The 17,757-nt window shown below is 31.5% G+C and carries 8 protein-coding genes; all 8 read right to left on the bottom strand.

What is annotated here, in order from left to right; translation table 11 throughout:
* Positions 1 to 122: 122 nt before the first annotated feature.
* Positions 123 to 728: a response regulator transcription factor gene (locus F594_RS0107585; protein ID WP_019035136.1), complete on the bottom strand. Its 606-nt coding sequence runs from the start codon at positions 726 to 728 to the stop codon at positions 123 to 125.
* Positions 700 to 1,725 carry an ATP-binding protein gene (locus F594_RS09830; RefSeq protein WP_211208585.1) on the bottom strand — a complete coding sequence of 342 codons (1,026 nt, stop codon included), beginning with the start codon at positions 1,723 to 1,725 and terminating at the stop codon, positions 700 to 702. The genes F594_RS0107585 and F594_RS09830 overlap by 29 nt, the downstream gene beginning before the upstream one ends.
* 563 nt (positions 1,726 to 2,288) lie before the next feature.
* Positions 2,289 to 5,042, bottom strand: coding sequence for a type 2 lanthipeptide synthetase LanM (gene lanM, locus F594_RS0107575; RefSeq protein WP_019035134.1), 2,754 nt, complete (start codon positions 5,040 to 5,042; stop codon positions 2,289 to 2,291).
* An 812-nt stretch (positions 5,043 to 5,854) separates the two neighbouring features.
* Positions 5,855 to 7,009, bottom strand: coding sequence for an amidase domain-containing protein (locus F594_RS0107570; RefSeq protein ID WP_019035133.1), 1,155 nt, complete (start codon positions 7,007 to 7,009; stop codon positions 5,855 to 5,857).
* Between the two features lie 43 nt (positions 7,010 to 7,052).
* The gene (locus tag F594_RS0107565; RefSeq protein WP_019035132.1) at positions 7,053 to 7,802 is read right to left on the bottom strand and encodes a copper amine oxidase N-terminal domain-containing protein; all 750 of its coding nucleotides are present in this window, start codon (positions 7,800 to 7,802) and stop codon (positions 7,053 to 7,055) included.
* A gap of 785 nt (positions 7,803 to 8,587) precedes the next feature.
* Complete coding sequence (locus F594_RS0107560) at positions 8,588 to 9,508, bottom strand: hypothetical protein (RefSeq protein WP_019035131.1); 921 nt, start codon at positions 9,506 to 9,508, stop codon at positions 8,588 to 8,590.
* Positions 9,509 to 9,531: 23 nt separating this feature from the next.
* Entirely contained in the window at positions 9,532 to 9,789 is a 258-nt protein-coding gene (locus F594_RS0107555) for a hypothetical protein (protein WP_019035130.1), read from the bottom strand.
* Positions 9,776 to 17,524, bottom strand: coding sequence for a helicase-related protein (locus F594_RS09285; protein ID WP_407675530.1), 7,749 nt, complete (start codon positions 17,522 to 17,524; stop codon positions 9,776 to 9,778). Before F594_RS09285 ends, F594_RS0107555 begins: the two co-directional genes overlap by 14 nt.
* Between the last annotated feature and the right edge of the window lie 233 nt (positions 17,525 to 17,757).

The raw sequence follows: 17,757 nt of genomic DNA, 5'->3' as shown, positions 1-17,757 counted from the left end.
TAGGTTTTCTATTAAAAGAATACTACGAGACATAGAAAAAATCTGCTAACTTTTGTGCATAAAATTGAATGTCTTATAAAATCATTCACTTATACAAAGATAAAATTATTCTTATTTTGCAATCAAAAACTATCTATATATCCAAGTTCTCTAGCTTTATTTGTCATCTCTTGGTAGTTTTGTACCCCTAACTTTCTGTAAATTCTATTCAAGCTTACAGCCAAAGATCTCAAAGATATAAAAGATTTTTTAGCTACCTCTTGCCTAGTTAATCCACTAGCGTATAGTTGAATAATCTTTATTTCATTGATAGTCAATTCTTCAATAGCATTGCTTTGTTTTGGAAATATTTTTTCACCTTCGAAAGCTATTTTCTCAAAATTTTTTATTAAAGTTTTTGTGTCTACTTCTTTTGAAATAAAACCATAGCAGCCAATATTTTTTGCTAAATCTTGATAATATTTCAAATTATAGCCTGTTAAAATAACTATTTTTATGTCAGGATATTTTTTAATAAGCCTTTCGCTAATTTCTAGTCCCTGTTCTTCTTTTGTAAGTCCTTTTAAATTTATGTCCATAAGAATCAGGTCAAAATCTTCAGATTTTATTTTAAACTCTAACTCATGCAGCTCTTTTAATACAAGGACATTGATTTCATTTGTTTTTTCAAGACTATCTTTCAAGCTATCTGCTAAAATTTTATGATCTTCGATTAATAAAATGTTCATAAATCACCTCTCTTTTTATTGGGATCTCTATGTTTACAGCTACCCTGGACTCCTCCTCTTCTAATAAATTATTCGCATCCATTTTTATATTCATCTTACCACCTAATCTTTTAACTTCTAAATCTAAAATTTTTAATCCAACATTTTTAACTTTATTTTTGTTTTCTATATCCATATAATCTCCATGATTAACTGAGGTCAAAAATATCTTATCTTCCTTTTGATAAAGACTTATCTCAGAATAATGACCTTTAGAATGCTTGAAAATATTAATAATTATCTCATGGATGCATTTATATATAACCGAAATATAAGGTTCGACCAATTCCAATTTCTCATCACAGTTAAAATCAATTAATATTTCATCATTTTTAAACCTATCCTTTAAATCATTAATTAAAGTTATATACGCCTCATAAGTTTTTTCCTCTTTTCTAATCTTTGGTTTATATAAATTAATTTCTTCTCTAGTTATATTTATGGTTTCTTGTAATAAATTAATGATACTATCTCTATTTTCAAAAAAGTTATCATCTTTCACCTGTCTTAATGCGACAATTATATATTGTAAAATTTCATCGTGTAAAAAACTAATGGTTCTTTCATTATAAAGAGCTTCTTGTTTATAGAGATACTCGTTTATATAAGAACAAGACAAAGATCCATCTATAGAAGTATTATTTTTTTCAGTGAATCTTAATCTATCAAACATATGTGTTAATAATATAACTTCTGTTGAAAAAATAAGCATAAGGGAAACATCTTTAGTTAATATAAATGACAATATATTTAAAGATATAAACCTCAATAGTAAAGAAAATCCATTATCTTCCCATATGAGCATATAATTTTGTACTTTTAAATAGATACATTCTAAGCTTAGTTTAATTATTTCTAAGAAGATTGCTGTTGCATATATGTCAATATTAGTCCCACTAAAATCAATTATAGGCAGAAAAAATTGTACGACTAATATCACTGAAAAAATCAAAGTCATTAAAAACAGACTTTTATAGCTATAACGTGCAAACTTATTTAATTTATTCTTATACTTTGTAATTATATAAATGGGGAATATACCTATAACAAAATAGCCGCCTTGAAAGATGGTTATGAACAAATTATAAGAAAATAACTTTGAGACATATAGTAATAACCCATAAACCGCTATTAATTCATAATATTTGCCACCATATATTAATCCTTCTGCATACAGATTGGTGTAGTAAACGACCATAACCATCAGTAAAAAATGATAGAAAATATAAATATTCCAGCTCCTAAAGTATCTAAGGATAAATATGTTTGTTACAATATAAATGGTTGAGATTATACTTATAAAACTTCCCTGCCAAACGAGCTTTTTTCCTCTATTTGCCAAAAGTAAATAATAGTTCATTGCATTTCCTATAGACAAAATTATTAATACCATGATATATTTATTTAACTCAGGTTTATAACGAGCCAAATAAATAATTATTGTTATTAAAATTATTTGGAAAAGAATATGGATGCATTTTAGTATATTGTCATCAATTTTGCTCATAAATTTTTCCATAATTACATCTCCAATAAACTTACTAAAGGTAAGGATTTGTTAATTAATCGTAAATACTCATATCCAATACCTGATAAGCCTGACATAAAGTCTACAGATTCAAAATCTTTAGCTAATCCACTCTTATATTTTCCTGAATTTTCTAGCAGAACTTCATTTAATCTATAAATAATTATATCTTTTATATCCTCATCTTTAAATTGATTATAGTATTCGATCAGAAAACTTAAGTTTCCAATATTACCATGGCATATACTATCATTTTCTTTATACATACCCATTTTAATCACTGCTTTTAATGCTCTGTCTATATCAACCATGTTATTTAGCGTTCTATTAGTTTTTAATCTTGCCAAACCAATTCCTACAGCACCGTGACACCACTGAATGACAGTATCTTCTCTTGATATCTTTCCATCTACTACTATATCTGTCCAATTTCCTTCTTCTCTATTAAAATTAAAGTTCTCATATCCAACTAGATTTTTGGCAAGATTTTTGTATTTAGTTAAACCAGTCAATTCATATAGTTTTATTAACGCATAAGAAACACCTGCTACACCATGAGCTAGGCCTGTAAGCATAGCCTCCCCTTTCCAGGTAGTTTTATCATTTTCAATGGATATATGATCCAATAATTTGTCGCTTACTTTATTAATAAGATTTAATAAATAACTATCTTTTTGTAATTCATAAGATTGAATTAAAATTATTAAGACTCCTGATATTCCATCAAGTAGGTCATAATCACTATTATCAAGTATTTGCCTTTCGTGCTGAGTTAATAATTCCACTCCCTTTTTATAGTAAGTTTCTCCAAACCCCTGTTTATATAGGAAGAAATATAAGTATGCTACAGCTAATGATCCATTAAATATTGAGGAACTTTTCTCTTCAAATTCTAGTCTTTTTTCGATGGTCTTTATAATTCTTAATAATACTTCCAGGTATTCTTTATCTCCAAAGGTTTTATAACAACCTGCAAATAGTATTGCATTTCCAGATAATCCACTATATAAAGAGCAGTCTTGAAATTTAATATTCCAATTTGGATAATTGTTCTCTATAGTAATCCAATTTATATAACCATTTTTTGATAAAAATGCTCTGTTCCTTATTTTATCTACAATCATTTTTACTTCCTTCTCTATAGTCGATGATTTAATAGGCTTGTTCTTCTTGAAAGTGTTTTTAATTGAAAACTCTTTATTTTTATATTTTTCTCTAAAGTTTAATAAACTTAATTCTATCAATTTTCTTTGAAACTCCATATCTCGTAAACTTAACTTTTCAATTTTATTTAATACTTGTGAAATGGGCTTTACATTATGTTCAGAGCAAACTTCTCCTGTACTCGTTTTTACATATTTAGACTCAACTTTACCAAAGTATATAGGAATATTACCAACTATTAAGTTTTTAAAAATATCTCCAATTAATACTTCTTTTTTATCTTCACATAAATCTTCAATAATTCTATATATCCTATTTAATCCCTGTCTAGTTAAGTTGCTGGGAATTGTTGAGAAGTCGATAATATCTTGATAAAGTTGTGTATCGTGAAAAACAACCCTAATATTGGCTTTTTTTAGATCTTCATTCTCCTCTATATATTGAGTAAACTCTTCTTTGTTATTTAAGAAAATGTCATATGTCTCTTTGAATCCTTTTTCTACAAATTTTTCATACTTTTTAGGATTTACAAATTCCCCATTTATTTTAGGAATGTTATTACTACTCTCAAGAATTCCATCTACTATGTTTAAGTTTATTTTATCTGAATAAGGAAATTCTAATTCTAGTTTACCACTTTCGACAATTTGACCTCCCCTGCCACATATTCCTGAAGTATCAATCTTTCGTTTATTCGTCCAAATACTTGCTGGAAATAATTCAGTTTTAATTAATGAGCCCGATAATAGTCTATCAAAGTAGGAGAGTTCCTCATTATAATTTTTGTTATCAACGATGACCTGACAAATAGTTTCTGTATCAACAACTATTGGTCCCTTATTTGAACAGATTATATTTTCCATATGCAAATCTGTCATGTCAAATAGATAAGCTAAAAAAGATATACATCCTATCTTATAGTAATATTCCTGCACTTTATCTTCCAAGTGTAATTCCGAATAACTAATATACTCATGCCAAGAATATGTTTGTTTATTTAAAGTTCTGACCCCAAATAGTAAATTATCACTAGATTTTTCATTAACCCAATTAATAATACCATTCCAAAAAAGATCGTTGTAAGAATCTCTGGTTTTATAAACTATTTTCTTTCCATTATATTCTAATATATGATTTTCTTTTCCATCATGCATATCTGATAATCCCACATATATCTTGCAGTCAGATATACTGTCCGCATCAAAACCTAATTCTCTTTTTATTTGTTTCTTGTCGTTTTCAAACCTTTCAACTAGATCTAAGTAACCTGTGATCTTTGATGTAATCATATAGCTTATTTTTTTAATCAATTCCGGATAGCAGTCATCTAATACATCAAAAAAATCATTACAGGTAGAATATCGATCAAATTCTTCATATCTTTTGTTTGACGTTTTTCCAGATATAACTCCATTGTCAATATAGACAGCCATTAATAGCATTAGTGGTTTTAACGAGAGTTTTGAAATTTCTTGTATGATATTATTTTCTATATTTTCTGGTAATTTTATGTTATTATGGTTCTTAATTAATATTCTTGTATATACACTGCAGGCAAAGCTATAAAATACTATCTTATCCATGCTATAGACCCTCTCCTTAGTTTTTTACTCTTTATATTCTATCTTGATTATACCTTTAAATATGTTTTTATATTTTAATTTTAAATACATATTAAAATTATTTTTTCTTTCCTTATAATCAATCTTTTATCTCTAGATACATCTAAAATTAATATAACCTCAGCAGAAAAAATATAATATATACTACACTATTTATAAGTTTTATTTATCTGTAGGTGTATTAGTTACTCGTCAACCTGATCTCAAATACTCTATTGAAGAAACTACCAATATACTCTTAAATAATAGATTAACTAAATAAAAATATGTAGCAAAAAAAATGGATGATTATTTCAAAACTCTAGAAACTATAAGTTTTTCTTTCTCTACACTTTCGAAAGACCATGAACTAATTCCTTATCTCAGAACAGTCCTAATAGAAGCACAAAATATGAAGCTTCTACAGGCTTAATTTTAACTGTTTTAGGTGAATATTATATGGGTGCTTTTGATTTCAATAATGAAAAAAGAAGCCTTAGCATTTATTCGTCATTCTCTAAGACTTCTTTAAAATTACTTTACACAAATTATAGAATTCATAAAACCAAATTCAGGCTTTTCTCAATTCGTTGATTTAAAAGCTTCATTCTTTCACAGTTAATGGGGACCCATGAAAAAATCACACTTCTCGATTTTCACGCATGATTTCTAGTCTTTTAATGATATCCTCCATCATATCCTATAATTGGTAAATGATATCTCCAACCCAGATTATAGGATATGATGGATATTTTTATAGATTTCAAAATATATCAAAATATAAAATTACTTATTTATTTTAAAATCCAAGACATTGGTTTATAAAATGTAGCATACTCATTTCCATTTGGATTCCAGTTATATTCACTATATGGTTTTCTCTTTGTACTATGATGTGAGTATTTTATTTTTGCGCCATCTCCATAGGTAACGAGTCCAACATGAGAAGTATTTGTTCTATATAATATGCTACCAGCAAATACATTTCTCCAGTTAGTTTCATTATAAAAATATGACTTGTTTGTCATGTAAGGAACTACTCCACCATTTTTATTATATCCTGTTCTAAACCAATAATCTCCAGGCCAGCCGCCCCAAGTAGAAGCAGGATACCATTTTCCAGATTGGTCTATCGGAATTCCACCATGATTTAAACACTTTGATACAAAGTTTGCACAATCTGAACCGTTTGGTATTTGTTTGCTAGGATATTCAGGTTGGTCTGTTCCATGAGCTTTTGCATAGTCTCTTGCAGCTAACCTGTTATAAAAACCAGAAGAACGACTGAATGAATTCTCAAAATCTAATAGACTATCTTTTTTTAGATCGTATTCACTTAAATTCACTTTATTTTCAAGTATATTTCTTGCATCATTAACTCCTTGAATAAATAATGCTTCGTCCAGATTTTTATCATAAGATAAAGGACTAATTCTGTCACCCTCTTCAAAGTAATCACGTCTAAATAACTCTTTATCTACACCGCTATTACTTTTAATCATAACTTCTTTTTTAGGAATTCTAAAAGTGTATGAATATGCTGTTTTAGCTGGTACATTAATATACTGTTCAATCTCTGTAGAAAATTCTTTCATGTATTCTAGTAGATTTTCATTTTGTGTTTCATCATAGATTTTCTCTATTCCTTTGAAATATGCGCTTTCTTCCGGTGATTGAAGCAATGTTTCTTCTACCTCTATATCCACATCTTGGTAAATATAGTTGTCATCATAACGTATTCCAACTATTGTATAATCATAAGAACCTACAGAATATCTTTGACCATTAATATTTTTAATGTCTTCAAGCATTAAATTAACTTGAGCATTATTAATATTTCGAGAAATTTCTTTTATATTAATTTCAGCTGCACTTACGTCTAGTGGCCCTATTGCTATAATTACAGCTAAAAGTCCTCCAAGCAAAGCTTTTCTAAATTTACTAAACATATATTTTACCTCCTTATTATCAAGTCGTGAATATAAGCAATTTCTATTCTCCTAGAATTGTTAATTTATCTCCCGTTGTGAAAAAATTTCTTTCAAAAACTTTTATAGTTTTCATATCATTTTTTGATAATCCTATAGCTAACTGATATGCAGTAACCTCTTTGCCATCCTTATTTATCATTTCTACATCCACGTCTTTATATACATAGTCCTTATCCTCATGTGTTTTAAGAATTATATAGTCATTCATCTCGCTTTTCATCTCTTGTGGATAAGCTTTCTTAAGGGCTGCTATTAGTTCTTTTATCTCATTAGCATTTAATCTTTCTCCTACAAAAACAGAGTTCGATTCATTCTCCCATTCTATTTTTTCTCCTAAAGCTTCTACACAGAATCTTATTGGAATATAAGTGCGATCCTTTATCAGGATCGGTTTAACATCCATTTTTATATCCATTTCTCCAGATTGGACAGTGTCGCTATTCACATTGAGTAAAACAACTTTTTTATTTTCATTTGAACTTATTTTTATATCTTTTGTTTTTTCATTATAATCAACTTTATATCCTAGTTCTTCACTCAAACCTCTAAGCTGTATAAATGTTCTATCTTGTTTTATAAAGTATTTCTTTTCAGAATCATTTTTAACTAAATGTCCATTTACATATAAGCCTAACTCTTTTCTAGGTTGTGCGCTACCTACAATATCGTTACTAATAGCATAAGAAGCTATAGGTGTTATTAAAAATGCAATTAATAACAAAGAAAATAAAAGCTTATTTATTTGCTTCATAATTATCACCCTTTCTGCTATGCTTTACTCAAGCAAACTTTTTTATTACTCATATCTAAAAACCAGCTATTAAGCTTTTAATCAACAATCATATCACCTCCATAGATAGGTTTCTTATTTTTATAATTTTATAACCTAGGAGCATAACAAAACGTACTCTAAGTTGAATCTTAATTCTCGTAGTGCCACATAGACTTTTTGAAATATTCTTATACTAATTTGGAAAACTTTCAAAGATAAAAAATCTGTATTTTCTAATAAACTAACATATTGCTATATAATGTCTTAATATAAAGCAAATCTTTCCCAATAAATTCTCATGTACGCTTATTTATTATTCATCAGATTAGTAACTCCTCATTGCTTTATATATCTTTATCTTTATATAGATTTGTTTAAATACATCTTATTTTTGTAACTATCAATTTCTCATTAGTTATTTCGGAAATTAAAAAAACTGTACATTGATACTCCATTTGATGAAGTGTATATTTTGAAAAATTCAAAAATAAAGTCATTTATATTTTTAATTTGAATCAAGGTTCTTCTATTCCTTATATTTATTTTAATAGATATATTCCCTAATAGAGAACTACTACTTTCCAAATTCAATTTACTTGATAGATTATGTTTTTTAATTCCTTAGATATATTTTGAAATCTCTTTTATTAATTAACTATATCTGATAATTCGTTTAAAATCTGCTAACTTTTGTGCATATTTTCTCTTATTTACATTTCCTCAAAAAAATAAGAGGTAGACCGCAGTCTACCCTTACCCTTACTCTATATTTCCATACTCTTTTTATTACTTTCCTTACTTCGCCCTTGCTTATTTACCCTTTGTTTGAATCCCTTTAACTCGCTAACAATTGAATCTTTAGCTCGTTTTTTTGTTTTTAATAGCTTAGCAGAATAAATATTTAGGCTTGTATACTCTTTTCCACCTTTTCCTATATTGACTTTATCCTTGCCAAATAGGTGTACAAAATCGCCCTTTTTCATATTTTCCACTTGACTAATTTTATCATCATAGGCATAGCAGTTAGTAAATTTTACATTTCCATCTTTGTCATTACTGGCTATAGAAAAGGAGGCCACTTTAAAGTCCCTCCCATCTTTACTAGTATGTTCTGAAATTTTGGGATCAGCTGTCAAATTCCCTGTAATACTTAGGTTTTCTTTTTCTTTTTTACCCTCTGGCATATTCTCTTTCTCCTTTGAAACTTTATTATCCTCTTTGTTTATAGGACTACTAACCCTTTCTTCTTTTTCTATCTCTTGACTTTGCTCGCTTTCCAATGAATAATCGTCAAGATATTTTGCAAAATTATCGTCAATTAATCCCATAATGTCATCGTTCATATAGTTGTCATAAGCGTTTTGTAGGGCTTCTTTGTTTTCAATCCCGCTTTCAATTGAAACCATGGCCTTTACAAAGTTCTCATAGTTATTGTCCATTAAATCAGAAAGCAAGTCTTTCATTTTTCTAAAGTCGTCAATCTTAGCTAAGGGTACTTTATCTATTGAATCGGCATATCTTCCTCCCTGCCATTCAAAGATACCTTTCTTTTCATTAAAGTCTATACCTCCTACCACTACAAACTGATTGCCTGTAAATAGTGTGGCTCGATTGTCTTCAATATCTAAAACAATAGTGTTATCAGATAAACTGGTCCTTATCGTATCGCCTTTCTGTAAGTTCATTATTTCCTCCTCTTTTGATTTCTTTACTGGTTGATTTCATTAATCCTTATTTCTATATCCTTGCAAATTTCATGAATAAGGTTTTTATTTTCTAATTCAATCCAAATATCCTGTATTATTTTAAAACTCTCTTCATTTAGGACCTTAGCTATTACTAGCTTAAGGTCCATATCTTTAAAAACCTTCTCATTGCCCCTATCTAATTTTTTAATTTCTTGTTTGAATTTTAGAAATTCTTTTTCTCCTTTATTAATGCCTACATTTACTTTACAAGGCTCCACGAACGCCCTCCTCTCTGAGTTGGGATTCTAAATTTTGTGATTTTTCTTTCTTATTGTCTCCGTGCTCAATTCGTTCTTTATACTCATTAATTTTTTCTATTATTGAGTTCTTATTCCTATCTTTTTCATTCAAGTCTCCAATTTCTAGAACTGTGTTATCTCGAAAGTCCGCATCGTTTCTATCTACAACACCGTCTAAGTCCATATCCTTAGAAAGAGGATCATAAAAGTTACCTTCATCATCTATTTCAAGACCTAATGCACTTTTTAGATTTTCTTCATCGACATAAACAAGTTCTTGAAAGTCCCATAGGCTAATATAGGCAGCTATTTGGGCTAATTCCTTATTGCTGCTTGCATCTTCTGGGTCAAAAGTAAAGGCTTGGCTGTAAATTAATGTGTTGTCTACATATTGATTTAGTTTGTAGTTTTTAAGGTCAAGGGTTGTTTGTATTTCATGATTTTCATCTGGTGTAGTCGTATAGGCTAGGCCAATATTTTCTATGTCAGGAAAGAGCCTATCAAAATCTTCTACTGTGTTTTCCTCTTGATATTCTCTGTTAAGAAAGTTTATTATTTCTCCCTTTATTTCATCAAGCAAAGGATCTGCCTGTACCTCTGCCTCCCTTTGACCTAGGTCTAATAATTTATTAACTTCCAAGAGTCTAAGGTTTTTCTCCATGAGCAAATCTTTTTGTGGAAAGTCTTTCTGGATTTCAAGTTTCGCCGTTTCAAGTTGCTTTTCAACAGTATCTAGCTTGGTCTTTGTGTCCTCCAGTCTTTCAGGAAGCTTATCCAAGATATTGTCTAGTCTGGTTATATTTCCCAGGGTATCCGTACCAAATTCTCCATAATACTTTCCTTGTCCTTTAACAATCGCTGTATAGGAATTAAAGAAGGAATTATACCTACCATAGATCTCAAAGTTTCGATAATCCGCTAACTTTTCTTCCTTGTCTTCTCCCACTTTTAGAGATTTTATTTTCTGTAAAAGTAACTCCCCAGCTCGTTTCTTGTCACTTTCTTTGACCCCATCTACCATAATAGAAGTAAACTTATTTTCATCTTCATTTAATTTCTCTGTGTTTGAGATGTCCTTGTTAATATGTTCTATTTGAATTTTTAGTTTTTCTATCTCCTTGGGATAGTCTTTATAGACCTTATCTTCAAGCTTGTATCTATTGGTTTTAAAATTGGATTCCAAAATCTTTAACTTAGATACTTCATTATCTAAATCCATCTTTTCCCTAATTAGAGGATTGCCTGTAGCAAGAGCTTTGATTTCAGCGTAATTTAGGGTTGCCTCATCTACATCTTCTGCCACTCTAACAGGGGTTTTACTGGTCATGATTTGAGAAATATATTTTTGTTTATTTTCTAGAGTTTGGAATAGATAGGCATCAAAAGTATTTTCTGTAACATAACGAAAGATATGCACTTCTTTATTTTCATTGCCCTGCCTTACTATTCTTCCCGCTCTTTGCTGTAAATCAGCGGGTCTCCATGGTATATCAAGGTCATGAATGGCGATAAGCTTGTTTTGGGCATTGGTTCCTGAACCCATTTTTTGAGTTGAGCCAAGAAGGACTCTTATTTCTCCCTTTCTTACCTTGTCAAAAATAGTGTCCTTTTCTTTGTTGTTTTTTGCAGAGTGTATATATTCTATCTCTCTTTCAGGTACACCCATATCCATTAGCTTTTTCTTAATATCATCATAAACATTAAACTCATCAGACCTTGGTGTGGACATATCGCAAAAGATAAGCTGAGTTGATCTTTGATCCTTATATTTATCCCAGATGCTAAATGTGTTTTTCACACAGGTATTTACTTTTGAATGTTCATCGTCTGGTAGTAATGGATTCATAAGCCTTTGGTCTAAGGCTAGTTTTTTCCCATCTCCCGTTATTTTTAACATATTGTCAACAGTTGAATCCACCTGCTTGTTTCTTACCTTGTCAGCCCTTTCAGAAAGGCTTTCCAATATAAGCTTTTGTTCTTGGCTTGGCTCCGTCTTAATGGTTTCATAGTGGGCTTTTGGTACTGGTAAATTTAAAACATCTGAAGTCTTAATATCTGCAAATTCCTTTACCGTATTCATAAGTTCTGGAAGGTTGTAGAACTTGGCGAAACGAGTTTTTGCTCGGTAGCCGTTGCCCTCAGGAGCAAGTTCTATGGCGGTTATAGTTTCTCCAAAGGTGGATGCCCAAGAGTCGAAATGATTTAAGCCCATTTCTTTGAGCCTGTCATATTGCAAATATCTTTGCATGGTATAGAGTTCGGCCATACTATTACTAACTGGCGTTCCTGTAGCAAAGACAATCCCCTTATTGTCGGTGATTTCATCCATATAGCGACATTTCATCAACATATCTGAAGACTTCTTAGCATCGGTATTGGATATGCCCGCTACATTTTGCATTTTTGAAAATAAATAGAGATTTTTATAAGCATGGGCTTCATCTACAAAGAGCTTATCAACACCTAATTCTTCAAAGGTAACTACACTATCTTTTTTGTAGTCATCATTTAATTTCTTAAGTCGGGTTTCTAATTTTTTCTTGGTCTTTTCTAATTGCTTAACGGTAAATCTTTGGTCTCGATCCCTTTTATATTCTTCTATATAGTCCAATATTTCATCAATTTGACTTTGGATTTCATATTCCTGTCTTTCCTTAGACATGGGAATTTTCTCAAATTGGGAATGGCCAATGATGATGGCGTCATAACCGCCAGTCGCTATACGAGCACAAAATCTCTTTCTCTTAGCTGGTTGAAAATCTTCCTGAGTAGCTACAAGGATATTTGCCGTTGGGTAAAGTTGCATAAACTCCCTGCCAAACTGCTCTGTAATATGGTTGGGAACTACGAATAGAGACTTATTATGAATCCCTAGTCTTTTTCCTTCCATGGCAATACCTATCATTTCAAAGGTCTTTCCTGCTCCCACTTCGTGGGCTAGTAGTGTATTACCTCCGTAAAGACTTCTGGCAATAGCATTCTTCTGATGAACTCTTAACTCAATTTCAGGATTCATTCCCTCCATGATTAAGTTGCTTCCATCGTATTCCCTAAGTCTTGTGGAATTAAAAAGTTCATTGTATTTATTAACCAATCGATTACGCCTATTAGGTTCTTCAAAAATCCAGTTCTTAAATTCTTCCTTTATAATTTCCTGCTTCTGTCCGGCAAGCATGGTTTCTTCCTTGTTTAGAACAGATACCTTTTTCCCATCTTCTTCAAAGCGGTCATAGATCTTTGTCTCTTTTAGATTTAATGTATCTTCTATCAGTCGATAGGCATTAGCCCTACTTGTTCCGTAGGTTAGATTGGCAAGATCGTTGGATTTATCCGAACTTTTACCCTCAACTCTCCATTCTCCCGTTACTTCTGTATATCTCAAGTGGATATTATATCTTTCGTAACCTGGTGTCTTTAAAAGATGAAACATAAACTCTTCATAGACTTCCGGCTCTATCCAAGTAGCCCCTAAACGAACAGAAATTTCCCCCGCTTCCAAGGCCTTAGGCATGACTTCTTGTAGCTTATCTTTTTGATAGTTGAGTTGATTTAGTTCCTCTCTTAAACTTTCTTTTTCCTCTGGGCTGTAAATGGTGTAGTCCGAACTTATGGCAACCTTATTTCTTTCTTCTTGAGTGAGTTCTTTTTCGATATTTTCTATATAGAAATTTAAGATGTCTATCTTTTTTCTAATATTGCCACTCAAATATTCATCTGCCGTTACATAGGCTCTAGCAAAGTCATCTTCTTCTAAGGCGGTTTTAAAGGGATCTAGGTCTTTTGGATTGTAGCTGTCAAGGTTTAAAAAGATTTCTCCTCTTAAATCATTTATAAGGGTCTTTCGATCTTTACCTGTCAAATCTTGCATATAAGGGAAGTTGATATTTCCTATATTGCTTACAGATAGGATTAGAGCATCTTGACTATTATCCACATGGTCAATAACTTGTTGCTTTTTTATCGTCCTTTTAGTAAAAATATCGGATTTGCCGATAAAATTACCTTCTTTGTCTAGGTTTTCAATGGAAGATATGAGAGAGTAGTTGCTATCTTCTCTAAAGAGTCTGGCATTTTCTTTGTTATTTAACCTACCATATTTATTGTTAAAGTCATCATATATGAAGTTTAACTTGTCCTGAGAATCTCTTATTTCTTCCTTGGTAAAATTATATTTTTGACGATCAATGACTTCCCTTAAGGCATCATTTACAGCAAGATAGGCCTTGACTTTGCCCTTATCTTTTTCACTTAAGGTCTTTTCAAACATCAAGGATTGTTCTCTAAAATATACCTTGTCATCAATTAGGGTATAGGAAAAATTCTTGACCCTATCATCTGCCGGTAGGGTTTGTGCCTCTTGGAATACTTCTTCCCTTTCCATTTCCTCATAGGTCCCTTCAATGTTTAAAATGGCTTCTTTTAGCTTTTCTTTTAAGTTGTCTTCTGTATCAATACAGGTTAGTGTCTTGCCAAAAGGTCCCGATACTTCCTCCATTTTTCCCATAATCATTTCAGGGTGTTCTACAAAATACTTGTTATAGGTAAGGCCTTGGTTATCTGTTTCTAAACTCTGCCAGTCTTCGTCTATCTTTAAGAACCTATCCCTTTTCTTCAAAAAGATAATGTCTGAAGTAACCTCTGTTCCTGCTTCTCCTTTAAAGGTGGTGTTGGGAAGTCTTATAGCCCCTAGAAATTCCGCCCTTTCTGAGATATATCTTCTTACATCTTCATTCTTTTTATCCATGGTGCCTGAAGAAGTAATAAAAGCTATGATGCCTCCATCTCTTACCTTATCTAAAGTTTTGGCAAAAAAATAATCGTGGATGAGAAAGTTATTTTTCTCGTAATCACGATCATTTATCTTATATTCACCAAAGGGAACATTACCTACTGCTATATCAAATAGGTTGTTGGAATAATTAGTTTCTTCAAATCCCTTAATTTTTATATTAGCTTTTGGATATAGAATCTTGGCAATATTTCCTGAGATGGGGTCTAACTCTGTGCCATAGATTTTTGATTTTTCCATACTTTCTGGAAGATTACCTATAAATCTACCTGTGCCCAGGGAGGGCTCTAATATATTTCCTTCTTTAAAGCCCATCTTGGATAGGGTGGAATAAATACTTTCTATAACAAAATTTGGTGTATAAAAAGCGGTAAGGGTGGAAGCTCTGGCATCTTCGTATTCTTTTTCTGTGAGATTTTCCTTTAAGAAATTCCTTGCCTCTAGCCATTGTCCTTCTTTTTCTTCGTCAAAGACATCTGCCAAGCCACCCCAACCTATATAGCTTGCTAAGATATCTTTTTCTTCATCACTGGGTATTCGATCTTCTTTTTCCAGCGTCTTTAATAAGCCTATGGCTTTGATGTTGTTTTCTAACCTTTTTGACGGTGATAAAGAGATTTCATCTTTACTGGTAAGGATTTTGTAGTTTTCTTTATCGGTTACTTCTTCAATGCTTTTAGAATCTCGATTTTTATCTAGCTTTTCTTCCCTAGTTTCCTCTTTCTCCACGCTTTTTATTCGTTCCGCAGAATCAAAGCTTTTTGCTTGAACTTCTTGCCCACCAGGTCCGATTAAGTCCTTAAAATCTAACTGACTTATTTCCTTTTCTGGCTCTTTTAAGATTTTAAGCTTTAAATCTTTTTCTCTGCCATATGGCAAAATAACATTATTTTTAATAAAACCACCAAGATATTCTTCATTATCTTTTAAGGTCATCGTATTGTAGTCTTCATATTTTTTAATATCTGTAATGGTGTATTCTTTGCCGTCATAGCTAACTTCCATGCCTAACTTATAAATAGGCTCTAGATCTTCTTCCATTTCTTTAGCCTTTTCTACTTGTTCATTTAAGTAGCCTTGAAGAAGGACTTGCCTGTGATCATCATCTAATAAATAAGGCAGATTATCAAGGATCTCCTTGTAGGAGTCATAAGAAATAGCTGTGTTTTCAGAAATAATATAGTCCTTCCATTTAAGGACCTGCTTTAACTTCAATTCTTTCATATCTAGGGCAAGATCTTCTGTATAAGCTCCCTTTTGTTCTTCTTGGGGAAGACTTTTCGGTGGATTGAGTAAGTTTTCTTCCACATCCACATGGTCTAAAGTAAAGATTTCTCCTTGTGGGTCAAAGGAATAGACCTGATGATCGTCTATCTCTTTTTGAATAAGCCTTGAGATAATTTCTTTTTTATCCCTTATGCCTTCAATAGCTTCTTTAATATCCCCTGTAAGCTCGAATCTATAGTTTACTTCATTGTCCTTATTAATATAGGCAAGAGACTGATAGGCTCCGTTTATTTCAAGGTTTTTATTGGAAACATAAATATCATTGGAATAGTCTGGAAACTGCTGGCCAAATGATGAGATATAAAAATCTATCCCATCTATTTCTTTTGTTACTGTATCCGTCTCTATTTCCCTTAGACCTTGGTTTTCAATATAAAAAAGATCATTTAAGTCCATAAGATTTGTATCTTTCATTTCTACGGCAAGACAATCAAATAGGGCATCAATCTTTTGGCTATCTTCAAAAGTCTCTCCCTTATATAGTGGGTAAACTTGGCCTTTAAGATTGTCCTCTGGATAGACCCTTCTGCCATCAGCGGTAAGCCCAATATCTTTAAGCTCTTCCCTATCTACAAGTCCGTAATATTGACCTACCTTTACGGCTATAGTGTCTATATGGGTTTCTTCCCCTTGCTCGAGGCCTTTATCTTCAAGAAATTCTCTAAATTCATCAAAACCATTTATAATATCATCATCTATAATTTCCCTTGCCTTATTGACAATAAGATTAGGAACATCCTCGTATTCCCTTTGACTTTCTAGAAGATAGTATTCGATACCATTTATCGTTTCTCTATCTTTGATATAGAAGGTATCATTTATTCCTTCTAAGACGATGCCGTCCTCTATATAATCTAAAGGATAGGCCTGTTGAATCTCGTGAGCGATTCTTATTAACTCTTCCTTAAACTCGTTGTCTATTTGATCATCATAGAAAACCAGTCGTCCGTTTTCTTCAATATAGGCTAGGGATATTCCATTTACATAGTAGGTCTTACTTCCATCAAAGCCCTGTTCAATATATAAACGGTCGTCTGTAGCAGGTAGATCTTCTTCACTTTTAACCTTTGTCTCTACTTCTCGTTCTTGGTTTTGACTTTCTATACCAATTTCTTTTTTCGCTTCTAGATATTGGTCTTTTTCTATTAAATTAGTAATCCTTTTTGCAACTTCGTTCCAATTAAGATTGATAGGGGGAGCTAATTCTTTTTCTAATTTAATGCCTTTTCCATCATGCCATTGGCTACTATTTCTATCTCCTGAAATCCCGGGAGAACTGCCTCCTATCCCATATTCAGACTTTAGAAAGTCGGTCTTTTCCTTTAGACTGTGGTCTTCTATAAAATAGTTATATATTCTTTCCCTGCCTTGGACGAAACCACTTCCTCCCCTTAAAACATCATCAATTTCATCTTGAGTGATAAAGACATTAGGATTTTGAATATCTCTTAATTGACTTACATACTCTTTTCTTGTAATATCAAGGTCCTTAAGTTTTTCTAATAAGTCTTCCGTCTTATGATAGTGAAATTTTAGGATTTGTGGGTTTTGCTTATAAGCACTTAAAAAGTCTTCATATTCTCGGACAAGTGTATTCCTAAAATCCTTATCCTCTAATTCTTTACTTAGAGCTTCCATACTATCTGGAAAACTTCTAGTAACCAAAGCTGAAAGAGAAGTGAAGTATTGGCCCTCATAATCTTCAGCTATATCCCTATACATATACAGAACGGCTTCTGATAGACGGTTTCTTTCATAAGATTGGCTTTCGTCTATTTCTACGTTAGTCGCAAAATGTCCCCTGTCTAAGAGTTCATTTATCCTTGTCGCCATCTCTTGCCAAGAAAGAATTTTATCGGGAGGGTCTCCAA

Origin of the sequence: Peptoniphilus lacrimalis DSM 7455 (assembly GCF_000378725.1) — a bacterium.
GTDB classification, from domain to species: Bacteria; Bacillota; Clostridia; order Tissierellales; family Peptoniphilaceae; genus Peptoniphilus_A; species Peptoniphilus_A lacrimalis.
The sequence above is the reverse complement of the archived record's forward strand: the minus strand, read 5'-3'. Positions and strand labels throughout refer to the sequence as shown.

Coding starts and splice junctions, on each gene's coding strand:
- F594_RS0107585 (WP_019035136.1), bottom strand. CDS start 728: ATGAACATTTTATTAATCGAAGATCATAAAATTTTAGCAGATAGCTTG.
- F594_RS09830 (WP_211208585.1), bottom strand. CDS start 1,725: ATGACTTTGATTTTTTCAGTGATATTAGTCGTACAATTTTTTCTGCCT.
- lanM (WP_019035134.1), bottom strand. CDS start 5,042: ATGGATAAGATAGTATTTTATAGCTTTGCCTGCAGTGTATATACAAGA.
- F594_RS0107570 (WP_019035133.1), bottom strand. CDS start 7,009: ATGTTTAGTAAATTTAGAAAAGCTTTGCTTGGAGGACTTTTAGCTGTA.
- F594_RS0107565 (WP_019035132.1), bottom strand. CDS start 7,802: ATGAAGCAAATAAATAAGCTTTTATTTTCTTTGTTATTAATTGCATTT.
- F594_RS0107560 (WP_019035131.1), bottom strand. CDS start 9,508: ATGAACTTACAGAAAGGCGATACGATAAGGACCAGTTTATCTGATAAC.
- F594_RS09285 (WP_407675530.1), bottom strand. CDS start 17,524: ATGGAAGCTCTAAGTAAAGAATTAGAGGATAAGGATTTTAGGAATACA.